17 protein-coding genes, 1 tRNA gene and 1 pseudogene are annotated in these 21,521 nt (G+C 56.3%); 13 read left to right on the top strand and 6 right to left on the bottom strand.

Annotation, left to right across the window (positions count from 1 at the left end):
* Positions 1-20 precede the first annotated feature (20 nt).
* Positions 21-809: an alpha/beta fold hydrolase gene (locus tag HEQ61_RS00290; protein WP_168018588.1), complete on the top strand. Its 789-nt coding sequence runs from the start codon at positions 21-23 to the stop codon at positions 807-809.
* 16 nt (positions 810-825) lie between these two features.
* Here HEQ61_RS00290 and HEQ61_RS00285 read toward each other — a convergent pair whose 3' ends face one another.
* The 3 genes from HEQ61_RS00285 to HEQ61_RS00275 form a co-directional block, all read right to left on the bottom strand.
* Positions 826-2,814, bottom strand: a complete 1,989-nt coding sequence (locus tag HEQ61_RS00285) for a DNA translocase FtsK (RefSeq protein WP_415877244.1) — start codon at positions 2,812-2,814, stop codon at positions 826-828.
* Between the two features lie 107 nt (positions 2,815-2,921).
* Positions 2,922-3,395 (bottom strand): PAS domain-containing protein, encoded by a 474-nt coding sequence (locus HEQ61_RS00280; protein WP_168018584.1) that lies wholly within the window; start codon positions 3,393-3,395, stop codon positions 2,922-2,924.
* Between the two features lie 86 nt (positions 3,396-3,481).
* A complete protein-coding gene (locus HEQ61_RS00275) occupies positions 3,482-3,946 on the bottom strand; it encodes an iron-sulfur cluster assembly scaffold protein (RefSeq protein WP_168018582.1) in 465 nt (154 codons plus the stop codon).
* Between the two features lie 209 nt (positions 3,947-4,155).
* On the opposite strand from HEQ61_RS00275, the gene HEQ61_RS00270 reads away from it, so the two are divergent.
* The 6 genes from HEQ61_RS00270 to HEQ61_RS00245 all read left to right on the top strand — a co-directional run bounded on the left by HEQ61_RS00270 (position 4,156) and on the right by HEQ61_RS00245 (position 13,415).
* Positions 4,156-5,463: an OmpP1/FadL family transporter gene (locus HEQ61_RS00270; RefSeq protein ID WP_168018580.1), complete on the top strand. Its 1,308-nt coding sequence runs from the start codon at positions 4,156-4,158 to the stop codon at positions 5,461-5,463.
* A gap of 133 nt (positions 5,464-5,596) precedes the next feature.
* Positions 5,597-7,333 (top strand): long-chain-fatty-acid--CoA ligase, encoded by a 1,737-nt coding sequence (locus HEQ61_RS00265; RefSeq protein WP_245183031.1) that lies wholly within the window; start codon positions 5,597-5,599, stop codon positions 7,331-7,333.
* A gap of 146 nt (positions 7,334-7,479) precedes the next feature.
* Complete coding sequence (locus HEQ61_RS00260) at positions 7,480-8,622, top strand: thiolase family protein (RefSeq protein WP_168019191.1); 1,143 nt, start codon at positions 7,480-7,482, stop codon at positions 8,620-8,622.
* Between the two features lie 21 nt (positions 8,623-8,643).
* Entirely contained in the window at positions 8,644-10,986 is a 2,343-nt protein-coding gene (locus HEQ61_RS00255) for a 3-hydroxyacyl-CoA dehydrogenase/enoyl-CoA hydratase family protein (protein ID WP_168018578.1), read from the top strand.
* Between the two features lie 20 nt (positions 10,987-11,006).
* Positions 11,007-12,803, top strand: coding sequence for an acyl-CoA dehydrogenase C-terminal domain-containing protein (locus HEQ61_RS00250; protein ID WP_168018576.1), 1,797 nt, complete (start codon positions 11,007-11,009; stop codon positions 12,801-12,803).
* Positions 12,804-12,881: 78 nt separating this feature from the next.
* Complete coding sequence (locus HEQ61_RS00245) at positions 12,882-13,415, top strand: thioesterase family protein (RefSeq protein ID WP_168018574.1); 534 nt, start codon at positions 12,882-12,884, stop codon at positions 13,413-13,415.
* Here the strand turns inward: HEQ61_RS00245 and HEQ61_RS00240 are convergent, their stop codons facing one another.
* Complete coding sequence (locus tag HEQ61_RS00240; protein WP_168018572.1) at positions 13,416-14,312, bottom strand: hypothetical protein; 897 nt, start codon at positions 14,310-14,312, stop codon at positions 13,416-13,418. It lies immediately after the preceding gene.
* A gap of 132 nt (positions 14,313-14,444) precedes the next feature.
* Between HEQ61_RS00240 and HEQ61_RS00235 the strand changes: the two genes are divergently transcribed.
* A complete protein-coding gene (locus HEQ61_RS00235) occupies positions 14,445-15,395 on the top strand; it encodes a lysine-2,3-aminomutase-like protein (RefSeq protein WP_168018570.1) in 951 nt (316 codons plus the stop codon).
* Here the strand turns inward: HEQ61_RS00235 and HEQ61_RS00230 are convergent.
* A complete protein-coding gene (locus tag HEQ61_RS00230; RefSeq protein WP_168018568.1) occupies positions 15,392-16,078 on the bottom strand; it encodes an RluA family pseudouridine synthase in 687 nt (228 codons plus the stop codon). The genes HEQ61_RS00235 and HEQ61_RS00230 overlap by 4 nt on opposite strands.
* Positions 16,079-16,218: 140 nt before the next feature.
* A tRNA-Glu gene (locus HEQ61_RS00225) sits at positions 16,219-16,294 on the bottom strand.
* Between the two features lie 453 nt (positions 16,295-16,747).
* Here HEQ61_RS00225 and HEQ61_RS00220 point away from each other — a divergent pair.
* From HEQ61_RS00220 to udp, 5 genes and pseudogenes are all read left to right on the top strand, one after another.
* Positions 16,748-18,019, top strand: coding sequence for a NupC/NupG family nucleoside CNT transporter (locus HEQ61_RS00220; RefSeq protein WP_168018566.1), 1,272 nt, complete (start codon positions 16,748-16,750; stop codon positions 18,017-18,019).
* 81 nt (positions 18,020-18,100) lie between these two features.
* Positions 18,101-18,934: a deoxyribose-phosphate aldolase gene (deoC, locus tag HEQ61_RS00215; RefSeq protein ID WP_168018564.1), complete on the top strand. Its 834-nt coding sequence runs from the start codon at positions 18,101-18,103 to the stop codon at positions 18,932-18,934.
* Positions 18,916-20,151 carry a phosphopentomutase gene (locus HEQ61_RS00210; protein WP_168018562.1) on the top strand — a complete coding sequence of 412 codons (1,236 nt, stop codon included), beginning with the start codon at positions 18,916-18,918 and terminating at the stop codon, positions 20,149-20,151. The genes deoC and HEQ61_RS00210 overlap by 19 nt, the downstream gene beginning before the upstream one ends.
* A gap of 33 nt (positions 20,152-20,184) precedes the next feature.
* Positions 20,185-20,607: pseudogene (locus HEQ61_RS00205) on the top strand (cytidine deaminase); the annotation flags it as partial.
* A gap of 18 nt (positions 20,608-20,625) precedes the next feature.
* On the top strand, positions 20,626-21,411 hold the full coding sequence (gene udp, locus HEQ61_RS00200) for a uridine phosphorylase (protein ID WP_168018558.1): 786 nt from the start codon (positions 20,626-20,628) through the stop codon (positions 21,409-21,411).
* Positions 21,412-21,521: the final 110 nt, after the last annotated feature.

Genomic DNA, 21,521 nt, shown 5'->3' with positions numbered 1-21,521 from the left:
ACGACCCCGGAGCTTTTCTCATGTTACTTGCCCACACAGACCATGGCCACGCTGGAACGCCGCTGATTATCCTGCACGGCTTATTCGGATCTGGCCGCAACTGGGGATCCATTGCCCGGACCCTGTCCGGTCACGGATACCACGTCTTCTGCCTTGATCTGCCCAATCATGGAAACAGCCCATGGACCGATGGCCCGGTTGACTACGTATCCATGGCAAACACTGTCATGGAGTGGATGGACAGGCAGGGGCTGCACAAAGCCATTGTGCTCGGCCACTCCATGGGGGGGAAGATTGCCATGACCATGGCTCTTCACCATCCAGAGCACGTGGAGCGCCTTCTGGTCGTCGATATTGCACCCGTCGATTACGGCAGCGCCGAACATCGCACCTATATTCAGGCCATGGAAGCAGTAAACCTTGTCGGCGTTACGCGCCGCGCCGAAGTCGAGGCTCAACTGGCCCATGCCATCCCGGAGGAATCCCTGCGCAAGTTCCTGACCCAAAACCTGGTCACAGACGAAAGCAGGGGCCATCTGAAGTGGCAGATCAACCTGCGGACCCTGGATGACAGCATGGATGCCATCCGCGCATTCCCCGCGACCGTTGAAACATCCCCGTACAGAAACCCGGCCCTGTTTCTTGTCGGTGGACAATCAGGCTACGTGACCTCAAGGGGCGAAGCACGCATTCAGGCCCTGTTCCCGTATCATGCCTTGGTCCGTATGGACGGGTGCGGGCACTGGCCACACGCTGAAGCCCCGGGAACATTTATCGGTCACGTGCTGGAGTTCCTGCAACAGGGATAAGCCCCCAACACTCTGGCTACAGCGTGCTGGAGCCATCGTCACGGCCAGCCAGATAACGGCTGGCCGAAACAAGGATATCACGCTTCCCGACATGGTTGGCAGCGCTGACAATTCCTTCTGTTTCCATCTTTTCGACAATACGGGCAGCACGGTTATAGCCGATTTGCAGGTGGCGCTGGATAAAGCTGACCGATACTTTCTGCTCGCGCATCACCAGTGCAACCGCCTGGTCATAGGGATCGTCATAGCCCCCCTCACCCAAGGCCGTGTTGTCGAAGACAGACCCTGCCCCGTCAGAGGAATCTCCATCCGGATCATCTCCCTCTTCGGTAATGGCGTGCAGGTAATCAGGCTCACCACAGAAGTCCTTGATGTGGCGCACGACACGCTCCACCTCGGCATCTGATACAAAGGGCCCATGCACACGGGTGATACGCCCACCCGCAGCCATATACAACATATCACCCTGGCCGAGGAGCTGTTCAGCGCCCTGCTCGCCCAAGATGGTGCGGCTGTCAATTTTACTGGTGACCTGGAACGAGATACGGGTCGGGAAGTTGGCCTTGATGGTGCCGGTGATTACATCGACGCTGGGGCGCTGGGTGGCCATGATCAGGTGAATACCTGCAGCACGGGCCATCTGAGCAAGGCGCTGGATCGTGGCCTCAATTTCTTTTCCGGCAACCAGCATCAGGTCTGCCATTTCATCGACCACAATCACAATGTAGGGCAACTGTGAGAGGTCAACAATCTGATCCTCAAATTCCGGCTCGCCGGTCTCACGATCAAAACCAACCTGAACCTTGCGGGTAACCTGCTCCCCCCGTGCGGCCAGATCACGAACCCTCTCGTTGTAACCTTCGATATTCCGCACCCCGACGGCAGCCATGTTGCGATAGCGCGTCTCCATCTCCCGCACTGCCCACTTGAGGGCCACAACAGCTTTCCTTGGATCGGTAACAACCGGGGTCAAGAGATGCGGTATACCGTCGTAAACAGACAGCTCCAGCATCTTGGGATCCACCATGATCAAACGGCACCGTTCCGGCGACAAACGGTACAGCAGCGACAGAATCATGGTGTTGATGCCAACCGATTTGCCGGATCCCGTCGTCCCGGCAATCAGGAGATGGGGCATCCGGGCCAGATCAACGACTACCGGATCCCCACCAATATCTTTACCCAAGGCCAACGGCAACCGACCGCCATGAGCTCCGAAAGCGGGGGACTCAAGCATCTCGCGCAACCAGACAGTTTCCCGCTCCTCGTTGGGCAGCTCAATCCCGATGGCCGAGCGCCCGGGGACAACAGCAACACGAGCTGTTACCGCACTCATCGAACGGGCGATGTCATCAGACAGATTGATCACTGTCGAGGACTTGGTCCCCGGCACAGGCTCAAACTCATACAGCGTCACTACTGGCCCGGCCTTGACCTCCATGATCTCGCCGCGAACCTTGAAATTCTTCAGAACCGTCTCCAGGGTCCGCGCATGCTCGGCCAGAACAGTTTCGTCGGCTTCCTCTCCATCGCGTACGGGGGGAGACTGCAAGACATCAAAGGCAGGAGCATGATAGCCATCATCGCTGTCAACTTCATGCGTACACTCAACAGAAACAGGATCATCGGGGATGCTGTATTCCCCCACATTTTCTTCCGGTTCCGGATCCTCTGGGTCATATACACCAACTTCGGGATTATCCTCTGCATTGCAGCTATCAGCAGACGGCAAAGCAGGCTCAGATGTCTCCAGACTATCGACGGAAGCGATATCCTCTACATCAGCGACAGGGTCGTGACACTCTACGCCAGCCAGAAAGGCAAAGGCGGCAATCACAGCCAAGGCTTCCTCTTCTTGGCCCGTCCCATAGACAATGGCAGCCTCGGGTCGTCCTGGCTTGTATTCAACATCCCACTCCAGCACACCATCTGGCCATACATTCTGCACCAGGCGATAGGGCCGGGACTGAAGCGCGCACCAAAGATTGAACTCTGCGGCCGTCATGGCGTCCCGCACAATAACAATGTCTTCCCGGCTTGTTGCCTGGTCAGCAGGAAACTGGTCTATGGTCATGCAGCTAGCTCTGAAATATGGGTCAGGGGAAGATGGCTTCAGGAAACCACGGCTCCGGCGGGCGGGGAAAGACGATAAACAGACAACAACAATTTCTCCACCTGTCCCTCTCCACTGAACAGAGGAAGAACAAGCCGCTCCCAGGCATGGTCGCTGTCTTCGGACATCCCACCACAGACGCGCGCCAAGGGAATATGCTCCTGCACAACCTGATCGTAATCGTCGCAAAGTGCCTGTGCCGGCCCCTCGCCTGTAACCTCGTCATCAACAGGGCAACCCGTTGGATCAGCCCCGAAGACAGGAAGCAAACCACGTCCACAATAGGTGTAGGACAACTGTCCGTCTTCGTTGCGGGCCACATCAACAACGGCCAGATCGTCAAGCCACGGACGCATGGCAGACGGATCAAGATTATCGGCCATAGGAAGTGTCTCGTCATCGCACAAACGTAACCAGAACTGGTACAGGTCTTTCAGACAGGGATGACGGAGAACAAGGACAAGACGACTCATCGGTGGGGATTCCGTTGGCAAGGGTCTGAAAGCAAAGGCCGGGCCCTATGTGTAGGATACGCACACCTTGCCTGCAAGAGGCAGTATTATGGATTGTCGAGAGAGTGTGCGTCCAGGGCCTGCGCAAAGGCATCGACAAGGGTATCAAACGGCAACATCACCGACCCATGGCGGGACGGCACAACCTCTGCCGGACGCAGGATGTCAAGATCCGCCCAGCGCCCACCGGGAAAGACGACATCCTGTCCCTTCAGCATGGCCTTGACCTGATCACGAACAGCACAGAGATCGGATAAAGAAAGTCCGGGAGCCGCAGACACGACAATAGCCGACGCTGCTGCAGCCAGAGCACAAGCTTGGACATCATAGCCAAGGGCAGAAACCCGCCCGGCCGAATCAAGCACAACAGAAAACGTCACCTGACTGCCGCACAGCGGGCTGCGGCGCTGCACAACCGCATGCGCAGCATCCACGACAACAGCGTCAGCCATCGAGGCCGCCAACACTTTCATGCGCGCCGAGTAAAGATCAAGAAGTTCAGGGTCAATCATGACTGTAAACATCCATTGTGCACATCATCTTGTCCAGTACAAATACAAGCATCCCGATGCTGCACGACATGCAAAGAGAACACGCATAGTACGAAAATACTTGACGGAACTACCCGCATAGATACCGTGAGCCAGAGGCGAAGCTGTTACGGGGCCATGCACCATGGGGGAGCCCGAACAGATCGTATAGCATCCAGGGGGGAAGTTATATGTCCGTTACCTTGAAATCACGCTATCGTATATCACGTGCTTGCCTGTCCCTTGCTCCGGCACTGGCCCTGTCTCTTGCGGCAGGGAACGCGGCGGCATCAGGCTTCCAGTTGCGGGAACAGGGTTCAGCCGGGCAAGGCAGTTCATTTGCCGGCGCCACTTCAAGCGCACGGGACCTGTCCACAATCTATTTCAATCCAGCCGGACTGACCCGTCTGTCGGGGCATGCTGCGCAGGCCAATATGTCGTTTGTCATCCCGTCCGCCAAGTTCAAGAACAATGGCTCGACGGTGGCGGGCACTGCTGTACTGGGAAGCAATGACGGCGGTGATGCCGGGGGGCTGGAACTGGTCCCATCACTGTATGCGCTGTATTCCCACAGCAATGACCTCAAGTTCGGCTTGGGGATCAATGCACCCTATGGCCTGAAAACAGACTACAAGAGCGGGTGGCAAGGGCGCTTCCATGCCCTGAAGAGCGAGCTGAAAACAATCAACGTCCAGCCCACGGTTGCCTATCGTATCAGCAACTGGGTGTCTGTTGGTGGTGGCATCAACATCCAGAAAGCCGACGCCACATTGACCACTGCAATAAACAACACTGCCTTTGGCGAAGCCGGTGAAGGATACACGGAACTCAGCGGTGATGACTGGGCTGTTGGTTACACGATGGGGGCAACGATACAGCCCTTTTCCAACACACGCCTTGGCATTGCCTATAAGTCACGCATCGAACACACGCTGGAGGGTGATGTAAGATTTTCCAACATGGGGGCGCTTGGCGGAAATACAAATTTTTCCAGCACCAAGGGAAGCGTAAAGCTGACCACACCCGACATGCTCAGCCTTGGGATCACCTATAACATTACCCCGGCGTGGGCGGTCATGGGGGAAGCCGCATGGACCAACTGGTCCCTGTTTGATGAAACCCGCGTCAAGAAAGCGAATGGCAGCGCCGATACGGTCAATCCGGAAAACTGGGAAGACACGTGGTTCTTTGCCCTTGGCACCAACTATCAGGCTACCGACAAGCTGGATCTCAGCTTTGGCGTTGCCTTTGATGAAGCCCCGGTACCGGATGGATACCGCACCCCGCGTATTCCAGACTCCAACCGGGTCTGGGCCTCGCTCGGGGCAGGTTATGCCATCACCGACAGCATCAACCTGACCGGCGCCTACACCCATATCTGGACCGGCAAGGCACCGATCAGCAAGACCGCAGGAAACCCCGCCGCTCCCGACGTATTACGGGGCAAATTCGATACATCGGTTAATATTGTCACGCTTGGCCTGACCGCCCGGTTCTGACCGGAAGGAGCACCCCTGCCCCGGCATGGGCCGGGGGTGATTCCTCTTTCTTCAGCGACAGGCGTTGTACCACCCCATGCGCATACGCCTGTTACTGTTTCCCCGCTCCCCGTCGATGCCAAGGGATTCTGCGATGACGCCTGACGTCCAGACAACAGCCGCCCTGTCTTCCCTGTCTGCGGCCGATGTTCGCCACCATACCCCGGATGTGGACTGGGACAGCCCGTTTACCCCGGAGCCCCTGTATGCGGCGCTGGATCGTTCGGTACAAAACTATGGCGACCTCCCCTACCTTCATTTCATGGGACGAACCTGGACCTACCGGGATGCATCAACCTTGGTTGACCGCACGGCCCGCGGCCTGCAGGACCTGGGGGTAGGCCAAGGCACAAACGTGGGCCTGTTCCTGCCCAATTGCCCGTATTACACCATCCTGTACTTTGCCATCCTGAAAGCCGGCGGCACGGTGGTGAATTTCAACCCGCTTTATGTAGAACGTGAAATTGCCAATCAGGTACGGGATGCCGGCGTACAGATCATGGTCACGCTGGACCTGATTCAATTGTACCCCAAGGTACGACACGTGCTGGAGCAAAAGGACACCCCGCTCAGCCGCATTGTTGTCTGCCCGATGCGCCGCATTTTACCACCCCTGAAGGGTTTCCTGTTTGCAGCCCTGAAACGGGCCGAGGTAGCGCCGGTTGATCACGACGACAAGACGATCTGGTTTGATCACCTGACCGACAATGCAGGCGATTTCCGGCGTATCCCCGTCAACCCGGTCGAGGACGTCGCAGTCCTGCAGTACACAGGGGGCACCACCGGAATCCCGAAGGGAGCCATGCTGACCCATGCCAACCTGGCGGTAAACTGCCAGCAGGCCATACGCTGGTTTCCGGGCGTTCGCATGGGGCAGGAAAAACTGCTGTGCGTGATTCCGTTCTTTCACGTTCTTGCCATGACAGCCCTGCAAAACCTGGGAACGGCTATCGGGGCCGAACTGGTTCTGCTCCCCCGGTTCGAACTGAAGGGATTTTTGAAAACCATCAACCAGAGCAAACCAACCCTGATGGTCGCAGTACCCACCCTGTTCACCGCCATCCTGAACGCTCCGGATCTGTCGCGCTATGATCTGTCATCCCTGCGGGCCTGTATATCCGGCGGGGCGCCGCTGCCGGTTGAGGTCAAGCTGCAGTTCGAGAAACTGACTGGCTGCGTTGCGGTGGAAGGATATGGCCTGTCCGAAAGTTCTCCCATCGCTACCTGCAATCCGATGGTCGGGATCAACAAGCCGGGGTCCATAGGTATCCCCATGCCCGGCACACGGATCGAAATCCGCTCTCTGGATGGCAATGATACCCTGATGCCACGAGGGGAAAAAGGCGAGGTATGTATCATCGGGCCCCAAGTCATGAAGGGATATTACAACCGCCCCGAGGAAACCGCCCGATCGATTCGGGACGGACGCCTCCACACCGGCGATGTCGGAACTATTGACCATGATGGGTACGTCTATCTGGTGGACCGGATCAAGGATGTGATTCTGGCCGGCGGGTATAACATATACCCACGTGTCATCGAGGAGGCCCTGTATCTGCATCCGGATGTTGCTGAAGCCGTTTGCATTGCGGTTAGCGATCCCTATCGCGGACAAGCCCCGAAATGCTTCGTACGGCTGCGCGACAATGCAGGCGACATCACGCCGGAACAATTGAAAGATTTCCTGAGTGACAAGGTATCGAAAATAGAAATGCCAAAAAGTATCGAAATCCGGGATGAACTGCCCAAGACCCCCGTTGGCAAGCTGTCCAAGAAAGAGCTGGTTGCCGAAGAGGCTGCCAAGAGCGGTCAGGAACAACCACCCCTCTAACGGCTTCAAGCTACCCTCAATGCCTCAAGAATACATCACACAGACGGCCTTGGACCATACACAGACAGGCATCGCTACATCCTGACTTCAGGCTGGTATCAGCCCAAGAAGCAGACATGCTCCGTGGAGGAAACAGAAATATGGGTATCAGACATGTTGTCATCGCCGGATATGCCCGGTCTCCCTTTCACCTTGCCGGCAAAGGCGGACTGACCAAGGTACGCCCGGAAGATTTGGCAGCACAGGTTGTCAAGGCTCTGGTAAAGCGCAGCAGCGTCAAACCGGAAGACCTGGAAGATCTGATTGTCGGCAATGCCTTCCCGGAAGGTGAACAGGGCTTCAACATCGCACGGATCATCGGCTTCCTCGCTGAACTGCCACAGGGAATCGGCGCTGTGACCGTCAACCGCTTCTGCGGTTCATCCATGCAGGCCATCCATCAGGCAGCCGGTGCCATACAGCTGGGCGCCGGAGAAGCCTTCCTGTGTGCCGGGGTCGAAAGCATGACCCGCGTTCCGATCATGGGCTTCAATCCCATGCCCCATCCGGAACTGTACCGCAAAATGCCCCAGGTTTTTGCAAGCATGGGGGATACCGCCGAAAATGTTGCCAAAAAATACCAGATTACACGCAAGGAACAGGAAGAGTTTGCCGTCACCTCACATGCAAAAGCTGAGAAGGCACGCAAGGCTGGTCTTTTCAAGGATGAGATTGTCAGTATAACCGGGCCAAAAGGTGACGTGGTTGACAGCGATGGCTGCATCCGGGCGGATACCTCGCTGGAAACCCTGTCCAGCCTGAAGCCGGCGTTCAATGCAGAGGGAACCGTGACAGCGGGCACGTCTTCCCCCCTGACCGACGGGGCCGCAGCGGTTCTGGTCTGTTCCGAGGACTATGCCATGAAGCATGGCCTGACCCCGGTTGCCCGACTGAAGAGCATTGCCGTCTCAGGATGTGCACCGGAAATCATGGGAATCGGGCCGGTGGAAGCAACCCGCAAAGCCTTGTCCCGCGCGGGACTGGCCGTCAAGGATATCGACGTTGTTGAACTGAACGAGGCGTTTGCCAGCCAGTCCCTCGCCTGTATCCGCGATTTGGGACTAAGCCCGAAATCAATCAACCTTGATGGCGGTGCCATTGCCCTGGGGCACCCCTTGGGGGCAACCGGTGCCCGTATTGTCGGAAAGGCAGCCAGCGTCCTGAAACGCGAAGGCGGCAAGTACGCCTTGGCGACACAGTGCATCGGCGGCGGCCAGGGCATTGCCACCATCCTTGAAGCCATATCCTGACACCACGGGGAGAAACAATAGATGGCAACCCCGATCAACAAGGTAGCGGTCATTGGAGCCGGCGTCATGGGTGCCGGCATTGCGGCTCATATTGCCAATGCCGGCGTTCCCGTTGTGTTGCTGGATATTGTTCCAGCCGATGCGGAAAACCGGAGCGTCATCGCCGAAACTGCTGTACAGAAAATGTTGAAGGCAGACCCGGCACCCTTCATGACCAAAGGATGCGCCAGAAATATCCAGACCGGGAATCTGGAAGATGATCTGCCGCGGCTGGCCGACTGTGACTGGATTATCGAAGCCGTTGTCGAACGGCTGGATATCAAGCAGGACCTGTACCGGAAACTGGATGGCGTACGCAAGAAGGGCTGCATTGTCTCTTCCAACACGTCAACGATTCCGCTGGAAAGCCTGACCAAGGGACTTTCTGATGCCTTTTCCCGTGATTTCTGCATCACGCACTTTTTCAATCCGCCACGGTACATGCGGCTGCTGGAAGTGGTGCGCGGCCCACAAACAAGGGCGGAGGCGATCGATGCCGTATCCGCGTTCTGCGACCTGAAGCTGGGCAAATCGATTGTTCACTGCCAGGACCGACCGGGCTTTATCGGCAACCGCCTTGGCATTCTCTGGATCCTGGCTGCCGTTGTCGAAGCAATGGACAACGATATCAGTATCGAAGAAGCCGATGCCATTCTCGGGCGTCCGTTCGGCATTCCCAAAACCGGCGTTTTCGGGTTGATGGATCTGGTCGGCCTGGACCTGATGCCGCACATCCTTCAGTCCATGCTGTCCCTGCTGCCCAAAACCGATGCCTTCCATGTTATCAACCGCGATCTTGCACTGATCCGGACCATGATTGCCGATGGCTATACCGGCCGCAAAGGCAAGGGGGGCTTTTACCGTATCAACCGGACCAGTACAGAAAAGATCAAGGAAGGAATCGACCTGAAGACTGGGCAGTACCGGGTTTCCGTCAAGCCTCAGCTGGCTTCGCTTGATGCCGCAAAAGAAGCCGGAAAGAAGGCCGGTCAGGTTCTTCTGTCCCATCCGGACAAAGGGGGACGGTATGCACGGCGCGTTATGGCCCGCACGTTGTCTTATGCCGCATCCCTGATACCAGACGTTACCGCATCGGTTGATGACATCGATGAAGCCATGCGCCTTGGCTATAACTGGAAATTCGGCCCGTTCCAGCTGGCTGACCAGATCGGCCCCGATGCGCTGATCGCCACCCTCAAACAAGAAGGCATGCCTGTACCTGCCTTCCTGGAGACAGCAGCGGGCAAGAGCTTTTACCAGATTGAGAACGGGCGGCGGATGGCCCTGTCTCCGGACGGATCATGGAAAGAACTGACCCGTCCGGATGGCGTCATCCTTCTGGAGGATATCAAGCGTACGGCAAAGCCACTGCTGAAGAATGGCTCAGCCTCTCTGTGGAATATCGGTGACGGGGTTGCCTGTCTGGAATTCACATCAAAGATGAATTCACTGGATCCCGAGATCCTGAAAATGATCAGCCAGACGGTTCGCTTCATTCCCAAAAACGGCTTCAAGGCTCTTCTGGTCTACAACGAAGGCTCCAATTTCTCGGTTGGTGCCAATCTTGGTCTGGCTATTTTTGCGGCCAATATTGCAGCCTGGCCCATGATCGAAGAGATGGTGGAAAACGGTCAGAAAGCCTACATGGCCTTGAAGCGTGCCCCGTTCCCGGTTGTCGGAGCACCATCGGGCATGGCGCTGGGAGGTGGGTGCGAAATCCTCCTGCATTGTGATGCCGTACAAGCCCATGCAGAAACCTATATGGGCTTGGTCGAAGTCGGGGTTGGCCTGATCCCGGGCTGGGGTGGCTGCAAGGAAATGCTGCACCGCCTGAGTGTTCATCCGGCCCTGCCCAAGGGGCCAATGCCACCGGTTGCAAAAGCCTTTGAGACCATTTCCACCGCAACCGTGGCCAAGTCCGCCATGGATGCCAAGGAACGTGGTTTCCTGCGGGACAGTGACGGCATTACCATGAACCGTTACCGCCTGCTGGCCGACGCCAAGGCAAAAGCCTTGGCCATGGTTCAGGGTTATAAACCGGCAGAGCCCATCGAACTCAAACTGCCGGGTGAAACCGGGAAGGTTGCCATGGAAATGGCACTGGGCCAGTTCCGCCGCATGGGCAAGGCAACACCGTACGACGAAGTGGTTTCCCTGGAACTGGCGAACATCCTGTCCGGCGGAGAAACGGATCATACCGAGACCCTGACAGAAGAAAATATTCTTGCGCTGGAACGGTCCTCTTTCATGCGGCTGGTGCGCCAGAAAGGCACACTGGACCGGGTCGAGCACATGCTGCTGACCGGCAAGCCCCTGCGCAACTGACAAGCTGAAGGAAAAACGCCATGGCCGCTCCCTACAAGGCCCCCCTGCGTGAGATGCGCTTTGTCCTGCACGAGCTTTTTGACGGTGGCGCGCTGCATACCCTGCCCGGCTATGAAGACATGACACCGGATGTCCTGGACGCCGTGCTGGAAGAAGCTGCCAAGTTCTGCGAGCAGGTCCTCTACCCTCTCAACCGTCCCGGTGACGAGGAAGGCTGCACCTATGAAAACGGGGTGGTACGAACACCCTCGGGTTTCCGTGATGCCTACCGGGCATTCTGCGAGGCTGGATGGGCGGCCATTGCCTGCTCTCCGGACTATGGGGGCCAGGGCATGCCCAAGCTGGTCAACAGCTTGGTGGAAGAGATGATCTGCTCGGCAAACCTCAGCTTTGGCATGTACCCCGGCCTGACCCATGGCGCGTATGTCTCGCTGTCGGCCTATGGCACGGAAGAGCAGAAAAACGTTTATCTTCCGAAGCTGGTCTCTGGTGAATGGTCAGGAACCATGTGCCTGACCGAACCGCATTGCGGAACAGACCTGGGTATGATCCGCACCAAGGCTGACCCCAACCCGGACGGCAGCTATCGCATTACGGGCACCAAGATTTTTATCTCGGCCGGGGAACATGACCTGAGCGAGAACATTATCCACCTGGTTCTGGCCAAACTACCCGGAGCACCCGAGGGCGCCAGGGGCATTTCCCTGTTTGTGGTACCGAAATTCCTGCCGGATCCGGCAGGAAACCCGGGCCAGCGCAACGGTGTCATGTGCGGTTCGATTGAACACAAGATGGGGATCAAGGCGTCTGCAACCTGTGTCATGAATTTTGATGACGCAACCGGGTGGCTGGTAGGAGAACCACATAAAGGCATGCGTGCCATGTTCACGATGATGAACACCGAGCGGCTGGCCGTTGGTGTCCAGGGGCTTGGACTGGGCGAAGCATCATACCAAGGGGCCGTAGCCTATGCCCGTGACCGGATTCAGGGGCGCGCCCTGAGTGGTGCCAAAAAGCCCGAAGCCAAGGCCGATCCCATTCTGGTTCATCCTGATGTCCGCAAGATGTTGCTGACCCAGCGTGCCACCATGGAAGGATCACGTGCTTTGGTGGCCTGGGTTTCCCATGCACTGGATCTGGCAACCGCACATCCGGACCCAGATGTGCGCCAGGAAGCGGATGATCTGGTGGCCCTGATGACCCCTATCGTCAAAGCCCTGATCACCGACCTGGGGTCAGAGGCAACCAACCTGGGCGTTCAGGTTTACGGCGGACATGGCTATATTCGTGAATGGGGTATGGAGCAATACGTCCGCGACGCACGTATCGCCCAGATTTACGAAGGTACCAACGGCATCCAGGCCCTGGATCTGGTCGGCCGCAAGATGCCCGCTTTCGCTGGACGTTACCTGCGACGATTCTTTCACCCGGTATCCGACTACATCGCTGCCAAAGGCGAAGATGAGGCTATGGAAGAATTTGTTGCCCCGCTGGCCAAGGCATTCACGCGCCTGCAACAAGCCACAGGTTTTATCGCACAAAAGGCCATGGCCAACCGCGATGAAGCCGGCGCGGCATCGTCTGATTTCCTGCGGCTCTTTGGCCTGACAGCCATTGCCTATCTGTGGTGTCGCAGTGTTGATGTCGCGCGCGACAAACTGGCTACGGGTACCAACGGAGATGCCGCATTCTACGAGGCCAAGATTGCCACGGCCCGTTTCTTCATGCAGCGGGTCCTGCCACAGACGGGTGCCCTGTTTTCCGGGCTGATGAGCGGTGCCTCAAGCATGATGGACTTCCCCGACGACGCCTTCTAGGATACTCCTTTCCTGTCCGTCTTTTGTTCCTTAACCACGTATAAAAGACGGACCATCCCCTCAGGCAGGCCACACACGATGACTCTCTGGCTGCGTTTCCTGTGGCTTCTGGTATGTGTCTGGTTCCGGCCACGGCTGGGCTTTACCGAAACCTCGGTCCTGAAGGGTCGGGTTTGGCCATCGGATGTTGACCTGAATATTCACATGAACAACGCGCACTATGCTGCGATCATGGATCTTGGCCGGATCGACCTGATGATGCGCTGTGGCATGTGGAAGCTGATCCTGAAAAACAAGCTGCAGGCAATGGTCGGGGCCCAGATGCTACGCTATCGCAAGGGATTGCGGCCTTTTCAGCCGTTCCAGCTTGAAACACGGCTTGTGTGCTGGGATGATCGCTGGCTGTGGATCGAGCAGAAGTTCGTGACCCGCAAGGGCGTTGTGGCCTGTATTGCCATGGTCAAAACCTGCTTTGTCGACGCGGCCGGCGTTGTAGACCCCAGTCACATTGCCACAATGCTTGGCGCCGATTCAGGGTTGCGTCCTCCGCTTCCACATTGGATTGAAAGCTGGAATGATGTTGAAGTTGGTGCCTTGGAACGCAAGGCCTGATCAAGCGGTACACTTTTTCCAGACAACAACAGACGATGGATTCTCCGGCTGGGCAAAGGATGCATTGAGAGCCACACCGGTTATCGTGATGGCCTGTTCACGCACAGCATGTTCCAGGCACGCCCACATGTTCAGGTTATAATCCTTGAAGCGGATAAAGGCGTTGTGCGCATGATTGACAGCGCTCCACGCGCTTCTGGGGACTGCCTGAAAACCGAATGGTTCGATATGGACACCGGTGATGTCCTCCGCAGAAGCTGCAAGATTGACAAAGAAATCCAACGGTAACTTCTCAACCTGCTCAAGGGAGTGGCAGCTAAAAACCAGCACCTTGTCCTTACCGGGAATAAAAGGAAAGGATGCCAGGCGGTGATCGGTAAAAACGGTTTGAATCGGGGTTAGATCCGGAAAACTGGCATTGAAGAACTCCATGGCGTCCCGTCCGGACTGGGTATATTCAGCCCCGATGAGCGCAAGGTCAGGGCGCCGCAGATGATGGCGCAGCTCCATCAGGTTACGACCATAACCGGCACCAAGCTCTACAATAGACTTAACCTTATCATCACAATGCTGCACGACCGCAGAGAGTATCTGATTAAAGCTGTATGATGGTGCGGATAGGCTTTGCTGATTGCTGTCAGGATTTGGCACCAGCCTTACAACACCGTTAAGGTACAAAGTACCATCGCCTGTCGGGGAAGGCAGTTTCTCTACACCAAAGGTAAACTGTTGCTCCAGATTAACGAGGCAAGCTATAATATCGAATGGCGTCTTGGCTCCACCCTCCAAGGCCTGACGAAAGACTTCCAGCCGCGCAGCCCACACGATTTCATAAAAATTCTGGTTCGTATACGGGATAGGCTGCGTAATTTCCACCTTGATAGCCTTATAATGCACCGCACTGCCCCCCCTGTTCATCGCTTGTGGGGAACAGTGTCCACGGATCTGGTTAAAAAATCCTGTTGTAAAGACAAACTATTATGCAAACGTCTTGCTTTCCGGGCCATACCGGGTATACCGCTGCCAATCATGATGACAGAAGCGCAGGACCAGCTTGAGGATGTTGCGCGCCGTTACGCTGTGCGCACAACCCCTTTCCTTGAACGTCAAATGGCTGATCTGCCGGACGACAGCCCTTTGGCGCGACAATTCCGGCCCTCTGTCAAGGAACTGCTTACAACCCCCGATGAATTGGCTGACCCAATCGGCGACAGCCTGAAGAGCCCGATAGCTGGGATTGTTCATCGTTACCCGGACCGGGTTCTTCTCAAGCCGGTACACGTTTGTGCAGCCTACTGCCGCTTCTGTTTCCGCCGCGAAGTTGTGGGACCAGGCTCTGAAAGCCTGAATGATGAAGAGCTTGAGAAAGCCCTGTCCTACATTGCAGACCACACGGAACTGCGCGAGGTCATCCTGACAGGCGGAGACCCCCTGCTGCTGTCACCCCGGCGCCTGCACTACATCCTCGGCGCATTGGACAGCATGGATCATATCGAACTGATTCGCTTCCATACGCGCCTGCCCATCCATGACCCCAAGCGCATTACACCAGACCTTGTTACCGCATTGACTTCCCTGGACAGGGCCACCGTCTGGGTTGCCATTCACGTCAACCACGCCGATGAATTTGCCCCCGAAGTCTGCCATGCTGTTGCAAGCCTGAGCAAAGCGGGAATTCCACTTGTTTCACAGACTGTGCTTCTGAAAGACGTCAACAACAACGTGGATGCATTGGAGGCCCTGTTTCGTGCCTGCCTGCGCAACAGGATCAAGCCCTACTACCTTCACCACCCTGACATGGCCAAGGGAACCAGCCACTTCCGGCTGGAAATAGAGGAGGGACGTGCCCTGCTGAAAGCTTTGCGCGGACGCCTGACGGGCATCGCCCTGCCACACTATATCCTAGATCGTCCCGGTGCCCTGGGCAAGGTTCCACTTGGCCCCAGCTGGCCAGAGGACTGGGCAGACTCCCAAGCCTAGGGAATGCCGTCCCACCCACATGCCTTCAAGGCATCCCGCATATGCTCTGGCGGGGGGGCATCTACAAAAATCGGTGGCTTTTCAGCATACAGGGGAATGCGGACCGAACGGGCATGAAGATGCATACGGACCCGCTGACCCACATCGCCGTAAACCCGGTCCCCCAGCAACGGGGCACCAATATGCGCCATATGCACCCGAATCTGGTGGGTACGCCCTGTTCTGGGGCGACATTCAATCCACGCCAGCCCCTGCGAAGAACGCCCAAGAACCCGATATTCGGTCACAGAAGGCTGCCCTCCCGCTGGATCCACAACCATTTTCCACCCACCGGCGGGAGTCAGCTTGCTCAAGGGCTGGTCTACAACACCTGCACCAACCTCTGGAATTCCCGTTGTGACAGCCCAATAGACTTTACCAACAGCCCCCTGCTGAAACAGCTTGCCCATCCGCCGCAACCCCTTGTGATGACGGCCCAAGATCAGGCATCCGGATGTATCCCGATCCAGACGATGGGCCAAAGAAGGGGGGCGCGGGTGTTCAAAACACAAATAGCGGAAATAATCCTCGACCGTATCACCGCCCCCTGGTCCTGCATGAACAGGCATTCCAGCAGGTTTATCAAGAACCAGAACAAGCCGGTCCCGGTAAAGAACACGTTGTCTGGCTTCATCGGGGGTCATGGTTGGTCCATCCTGCAAACACGAGGCACCCGTCAGAATCAAGAAACACGGCAACGCTTCTGATCGCGGAACAGCCCAAAGAAAAAGTAATAAAAAAGGCGCCTTTTCATTTGAAAAGGAGCCTCTCCCGCTTGTGCTCTTGGCGTCCCCACGGGGATTCGAACCCCGGTCGCCGCCGTGAAAGGGCGGTGTCCTAGGCCTCTAGACGATGGGGACGTCGTAGGCACGGCGGGTTTGTAGCCGTCCGCACCGAAACAATCAAGCCTTATTTTTCAGGGGATAACATTTTTTCTACAGGAATTTACCGACAGGCGATCCGCCCACTCGATTGCAATCAAGGGGTACGGCAAAAACTTATGGCACTCACTAGCTTTCTCACATAAGCAGAAAAAATCAGAAACATGCAAACAAAGTACATTCATAAAATTCTTTCTTAATCAATATCATGACTGTGATAGTGCTTTTTTATCCCTGCATCACAAAAGTCTCGCTTTCGCAGAATGAATTGCTATGGTTCTGGTGCCCTGCCGGAGACGGCTAGACATATGACGGTGACCAATTCTGAACATGGCAGAATTCCGCCGCTTGGACCCATGGAAACATGGCGCCTGTCTTTTCAGGTTGTGGCACGCAAAGCGAATGATTGAGTCAACGATTTAGGTGACACTTATGGATATTTGGCGCAGCCTCCTTGGAATGGCCATCCTTCTGTTGATCGGCCTGGCCATTTCCAATAACCGCCGTGCGATCAGGCCCAGGGTTGTTGTTGCGGCCTTGCTTTGCCAGATTGCTATTGGGGCACTGGTTCTGTTTGTGCCCTTGGGCAAGGATGTTCTGGCTGCTGCAGCAAATGGCGTAAACCATGTTCTGGATTATGGTCACGAAGGCGCTGCTTTTCTGTTCGGCGGCCTTGTTGACAGCAAGATGTTTGTGTTGTTCGGCGACAGCGGCTTTGTCTTTGCCTTCCGCGTCCTCAGTGCCATCATTTTTGTAACCGCCCTTGTTTCAGTGCTCTACTACATTGGGCTGATGAAGTGGTTTGTGATCATACTGGGCACCCTGTTCCACAAGGTAATTGGCGTATCCAGACTGGAATCATTCTCGGCTGTCACCACTATTTTTGTTGGCCAAAGCGAAATGCCCGCCGTCGTCAAGCCCTTCATCAACCGTATGAACGGGGCAGAATTGTTTACGGTCATGTCGAGCGGCATGGCCGCTGTTGCTGGCTCGGTACTGGCAGGATACGCCGGCATGGGCGTCAAGATGGAATACCTGCTGGCGGCTTCGTTCATGGCTATTCCCGGTGGGCTTTTGTTCGCAAAACTTATTCATCCGGATACCGAACCCAGCCAGGTCGAATTCAACGAAATTCACTTTGACGAGAAACGCCCAACAAACATCATCGAAGCTGCAGCCTCGGGCGTATTGGTCGGCTTGCAGATTGCGCTGAATGTCGGTGCCATGCTGATCGCCTTCATTGCCCTGATTGCCCTGTGCAATGGAGCAGTGGGGGGGTTCTTCAGTCTTTTTGGTCATCCGGAATGGAATCTGGAATTCCTGATGGGGGCGGCCTTCTCTCCCTTGGCGTGGATGATTGGCGTACCGTGGCAGGATGCACAGATCGCCGGTAACTTTATCGGCCAGAAAATGATCATCAATGAATTTGTGGCCTACAGCCAGCTGTCCGCCTATCTCAAAGATGCCGGAACGGTTGCAGCCAGCGGCCTGCAGGCTCTGGACCCACGGACCATTGCCATTGTTTCCTTTGCCCTGTGCGGCTTTGCCAATTTCGCCTCAATTGCTATCCTTGCCGGCGGCTTTGCAGCTGTAGCGCCCGAACGCCGTTCAGAGGTCACACAGTATGGCCTTCGGGTTGTAACAGCCGGCACATTGTCCAACCTTATGAGCGCCACAATTGCCGGTATATTCTTGTCGCTCTAATTCCAGCTGTCCCGCAGGCTGCCTGACAGGGTAGACCTGCGGGGCTTTAATAGCTTCACCTGACTTTGTGGACAATGATGCATGACTGATACAGGCACTCTGCAGCAACAGGCCACGACAGCCAAGCGGGCCCTGTCCCTGATGGATCTGACATCACTGGATACAGCAGATAATACTGCAACTGTTTCCGCAATGGCTGAAAGGGCCAATACACCTTTCGGGGCACCGGCCGCCCTGTGCATCTGGCCACACCTTGTTCCCGCAGCCAGGGCAGCGCTGGTAAAGCAGAACTTGAAGAATGTAAGGCTGGCTACGGTTACCAACTTCCCACACGGCGGGGAAAATGCCGCAGCAGCGGCACGGGAAGCTGAATCTGCCATTGAACAAGGGGCCGACGAGATCGACGTTGTCTTCCCTTGGTCTGCCCTGCTGGATGGCAATACGGCGGCTGGTCAGTCTGTGGTTGCGCAAAGCCGCAAAGCCGCTGGCTCCAAGGTTCTCAAGGCCATTCTTGAAACGGGCATGCTGCGTGATCCTGCCCTGATCCGCCAGGCCGGAGAAATCAGTATCACAGCCGGTGCTGATTTCCTGAAAACCTCTACCGGAAAGGTTGATGTCAATGCGACGCCTGACGCCGCCCGCATCATGCTTGAAACCATTCGGGACTGCGGCAGGAAGGTAGGATTCAAGGCATCGGGTGGAATCCGGACCGTTGCCGATGCCGGGCTTTATCTTGATCTGGCAGAACAGATTATGGGGCCTGACTGGATAAGCCCCGAAACATTCCGCTTTGGTGCATCGGGGCTTTTGGCAGATATTCTGGCCACCCTTGGCCACAAAGGCGCCCCCCCCGGCAGGGCATGGGTACTAAGGCGACGAGGCAGGAGAATACCGGCATGCGCGCCATTATCTTGATCATGGACTCCTTTGGCATCGGCGCTACGCCTGATGCAGAGCGTTTCGGAGACCAAGGAGCCAGCACCATCGGCCATATAGCCCAATGGTGTCGTGATGGGCGGGCCGATAGCCCGGAGCGCTCGGGACCACTGCGGATTCCTAATCTTGAACGCCTGGGGATTGGCTTGGCCGCGCGTCTTGCGACAGGGGAACTACCAGCCGGGTTTAACCCTCAACCGGATATCATCGGCGCATGGGCTGCCGCCCGTGAAATCTCCAGCGGCAAGGACACCCCATCCGGTCACTGGGAACTGGCCGGTGTGCCCATAAGGTTTGACTGGGGTTACTTCGAGAAAAAGGACAATACGTTCCCCCCCACACTGTTGGAGAACTTGGTTCGCAGGTTTGATCTGCCGGGCTGGCTTGGCAACTGCCATGCCTCCGGGACGACCATTATCGCCGAGATGGGTGAGGAACACGTACGAACGGGCAGGCCCATTTTCTATACATCCTCGGATTCTGTTTTCCAGATTGCCTGCCACGAGGAAAGCTTTGGCCTGCAACGGCTGTACGATTTATGTGAGATCGCCTTTGAGGAAGTAAGGCCTTACAATATATGCCGTGTGATTGCCCGGCCCTTTATCGGAACAACAGCAGATACCTTCAAACGAACAGGAAACCGGCGCGACCTTGCTGTCAAACCCCCTGCCCCAACCGTTCTCGAGAAGTTGTCGAATGCTGGTGGGACCGTTGTCGGCATCGGTAAGATCCCCGATATCTATGCCCACGTCGGTATTACCCGCAGCATCAAGGCCAGCGGCCACAATGCACTGTGGGACACCACCCTGCGGGCCATGAAAGATACCGGGCCGAACAGTATTATCATGACCAACTTTGTCGACTTTGATCAAACCTGGGGGCACCGCCGTGATGTGGCTGGTTATGCCGCCGGGCTGGAGCACTTTGACAACAGACTGCCCGAACTGATGGCTTGCCTGGGCAAAAATGACGTGTTGTTGGTATCTGCAGACCATGGTTGCGACCCTACCTGGCAAGGTAGCGACCATACACGGGAACACGTTCCCGTTCTTGCATTTGGCCACCGGATCCCACCGGGCAACGAAGGCATCCGCGAGACCTTTGCCGATGTGGGGCAAAGCTTGGCACACATGTTCAGATTGTCACCATTCCCGGATGGAATCGTCATGCCATGGGCACGTGCGCTTTCGCCTTGACCACACCATCGTGTTACACCTTGTCAGAATCGGAATTGTTTTATGAACCATCATCAACAGCTCAGGCAGGAAGCGATAAAGGCCCGCGAGAAAGCCTATGCACCGTACTCCCGTTTCAAGGTTGGTGCTGCCCTGCAAACACATGACGGCCGTATCTTCCACGGCTGCAATGTCGAGAACGCATCATACGGACTGTGCAACTGCGCGGAACGAACGGCTTTGTTCAAGGCTGTCTCGGAAGGGTATAAACCCGGTGAATTCACATGCCTTGCCGTTGTTGGCGATACAGATGGCCCGATCGCACCCTGCGGGGCCTGCCGCCAAGTTATCATAGAGCTTGGATCGCCTGCCTTGGAGGTTGTCTTGACCAACCTGAAAGGTGATATAGAAACAACCACGGCATCGGCTTTGCTACCACGTGCATTCTATCTTGATCCTGAAACAACACAATCCTGAAGTGGAAGTGCCGTTCTCATGCCCAATGTCAGCACCCAGCCCGAAGTTTTTCATCTTGGCCTGAACCGCGCCATACTCGCGGGCGCAACCGTCGCCATTCTGCCGGGAGACCCGGGACGAAGCCCCCTTATTGCCGAACGTATGGATAATGCGCGTCCACTGGCCAGTCACCGTGAATTCACATCGTGGCTGGGTGAGCTGGAGGGCGTACCGGTTGTCGTGTGCTCAACAGGAATTGGTGGCCCGTCTACATCGATCGCGGTCGAGGAACTGGCCCAGCTTGGCATTCGCACCTTCCTGCGCGTGGGCACAACGGGAGCTATACAAAAGCACATTGCTGTCGGTGATATTCTGGTGACAACTGGCGCTGTACGTCTGGATGGGGCAAGCCACCACTTCGCACCGGCCAGCTACCCTGCTGTAGCTGACTTTGACTGTACAACAGCCTTGGTTCGGGCCGCAAAAGAGGAAAGCGTAAACCTGCACGTTGGCATTACGGCGTCTTCGGATACCTTTTACCAAGGGCAAGAGCGCTATGATACCTACTCTGGGCATGTCCGCCGCCAATGGGCTGGGTCACTCTCGGAATGGCAGGCCCTGCACGTTATGAATTACGAGATGGAGTCAGCAACCCTGTTTACCATGTGCTCCGCTATGGGCCTAAAAGCCGGTATGGTGGCGGGTGCAATCGTGAACCGAACCGAACAAGAAATGCCGTCACCTGATCTTATGAAGAGAACGGAACAAGCCGCCATTTCCGTGGTAGTCCGGGCAGCAGGCATTCTTGCGCACCAAACCACATGATCCCCTCACAAGGCTGTGCATCTGTTGCATCACAAACAAAACGCCGACAGGAAACACGTAAGCCGACCTGCAATATACCAAATCCGAATCGGAATGGGATGGGATGGGAT

The sequence above is a fragment of the Haematospirillum sp. H4485 genome, from assembly GCF_012102745.1.
Lineage (GTDB): Bacteria > Pseudomonadota > Alphaproteobacteria > Rhodospirillales > Rhodospirillaceae > Haematospirillum.
This window is presented reverse-complemented; position numbering and strand designations above follow the sequence as displayed.

Bases quoted from the DNA above. Each gene is read 5' to 3' on its own strand.
- HEQ61_RS00250 (WP_168018576.1), top strand. From the start codon at position 11,007: ATGGCCGCTCCCTACAAGGCCCCCCTGCGTGAGATGCGCTTTGTCCTG.
- HEQ61_RS00280 (WP_168018584.1), bottom strand. From the start codon at position 3,395: ATGAGTCGTCTTGTCCTTGTTCTCCGTCATCCCTGTCTGAAAGACCTG.
- HEQ61_RS00230 (WP_168018568.1), bottom strand. From the start codon at position 16,078: ATGACCCCCGATGAAGCCAGACAACGTGTTCTTTACCGGGACCGGCTT.
- HEQ61_RS00255 (WP_168018578.1), top strand. From the start codon at position 8,644: ATGGCAACCCCGATCAACAAGGTAGCGGTCATTGGAGCCGGCGTCATG.
- deoC (WP_168018564.1), top strand. From the start codon at position 18,101: ATGACTGATACAGGCACTCTGCAGCAACAGGCCACGACAGCCAAGCGG.
- HEQ61_RS00210 (WP_168018562.1), top strand. From the start codon at position 18,916: ATGCGCGCCATTATCTTGATCATGGACTCCTTTGGCATCGGCGCTACG.
- udp (WP_168018558.1), top strand. From the start codon at position 20,626: ATGCCCAATGTCAGCACCCAGCCCGAAGTTTTTCATCTTGGCCTGAAC.
- HEQ61_RS00270 (WP_168018580.1), top strand. From the start codon at position 4,156: ATGTCCGTTACCTTGAAATCACGCTATCGTATATCACGTGCTTGCCTG.
- HEQ61_RS00275 (WP_168018582.1), bottom strand. From the start codon at position 3,946: ATGATTGACCCTGAACTTCTTGATCTTTACTCGGCGCGCATGAAAGTG.
- HEQ61_RS00235 (WP_168018570.1), top strand. From the start codon at position 14,445: ATGATGACAGAAGCGCAGGACCAGCTTGAGGATGTTGCGCGCCGTTAC.
- HEQ61_RS00220 (WP_168018566.1), top strand. From the start codon at position 16,748: ATGGATATTTGGCGCAGCCTCCTTGGAATGGCCATCCTTCTGTTGATC.
- HEQ61_RS00245 (WP_168018574.1), top strand. From the start codon at position 12,882: ATGACTCTCTGGCTGCGTTTCCTGTGGCTTCTGGTATGTGTCTGGTTC.
- HEQ61_RS00285 (WP_415877244.1), bottom strand. From the start codon at position 2,814: ATGACGGCCGCAGAGTTCAATCTTTGGTGCGCGCTTCAGTCCCGGCCC.
- HEQ61_RS00265 (WP_245183031.1), top strand. From the start codon at position 5,597: ATGACGCCTGACGTCCAGACAACAGCCGCCCTGTCTTCCCTGTCTGCG.
- HEQ61_RS00290 (WP_168018588.1), top strand. From the start codon at position 21: ATGTTACTTGCCCACACAGACCATGGCCACGCTGGAACGCCGCTGATT.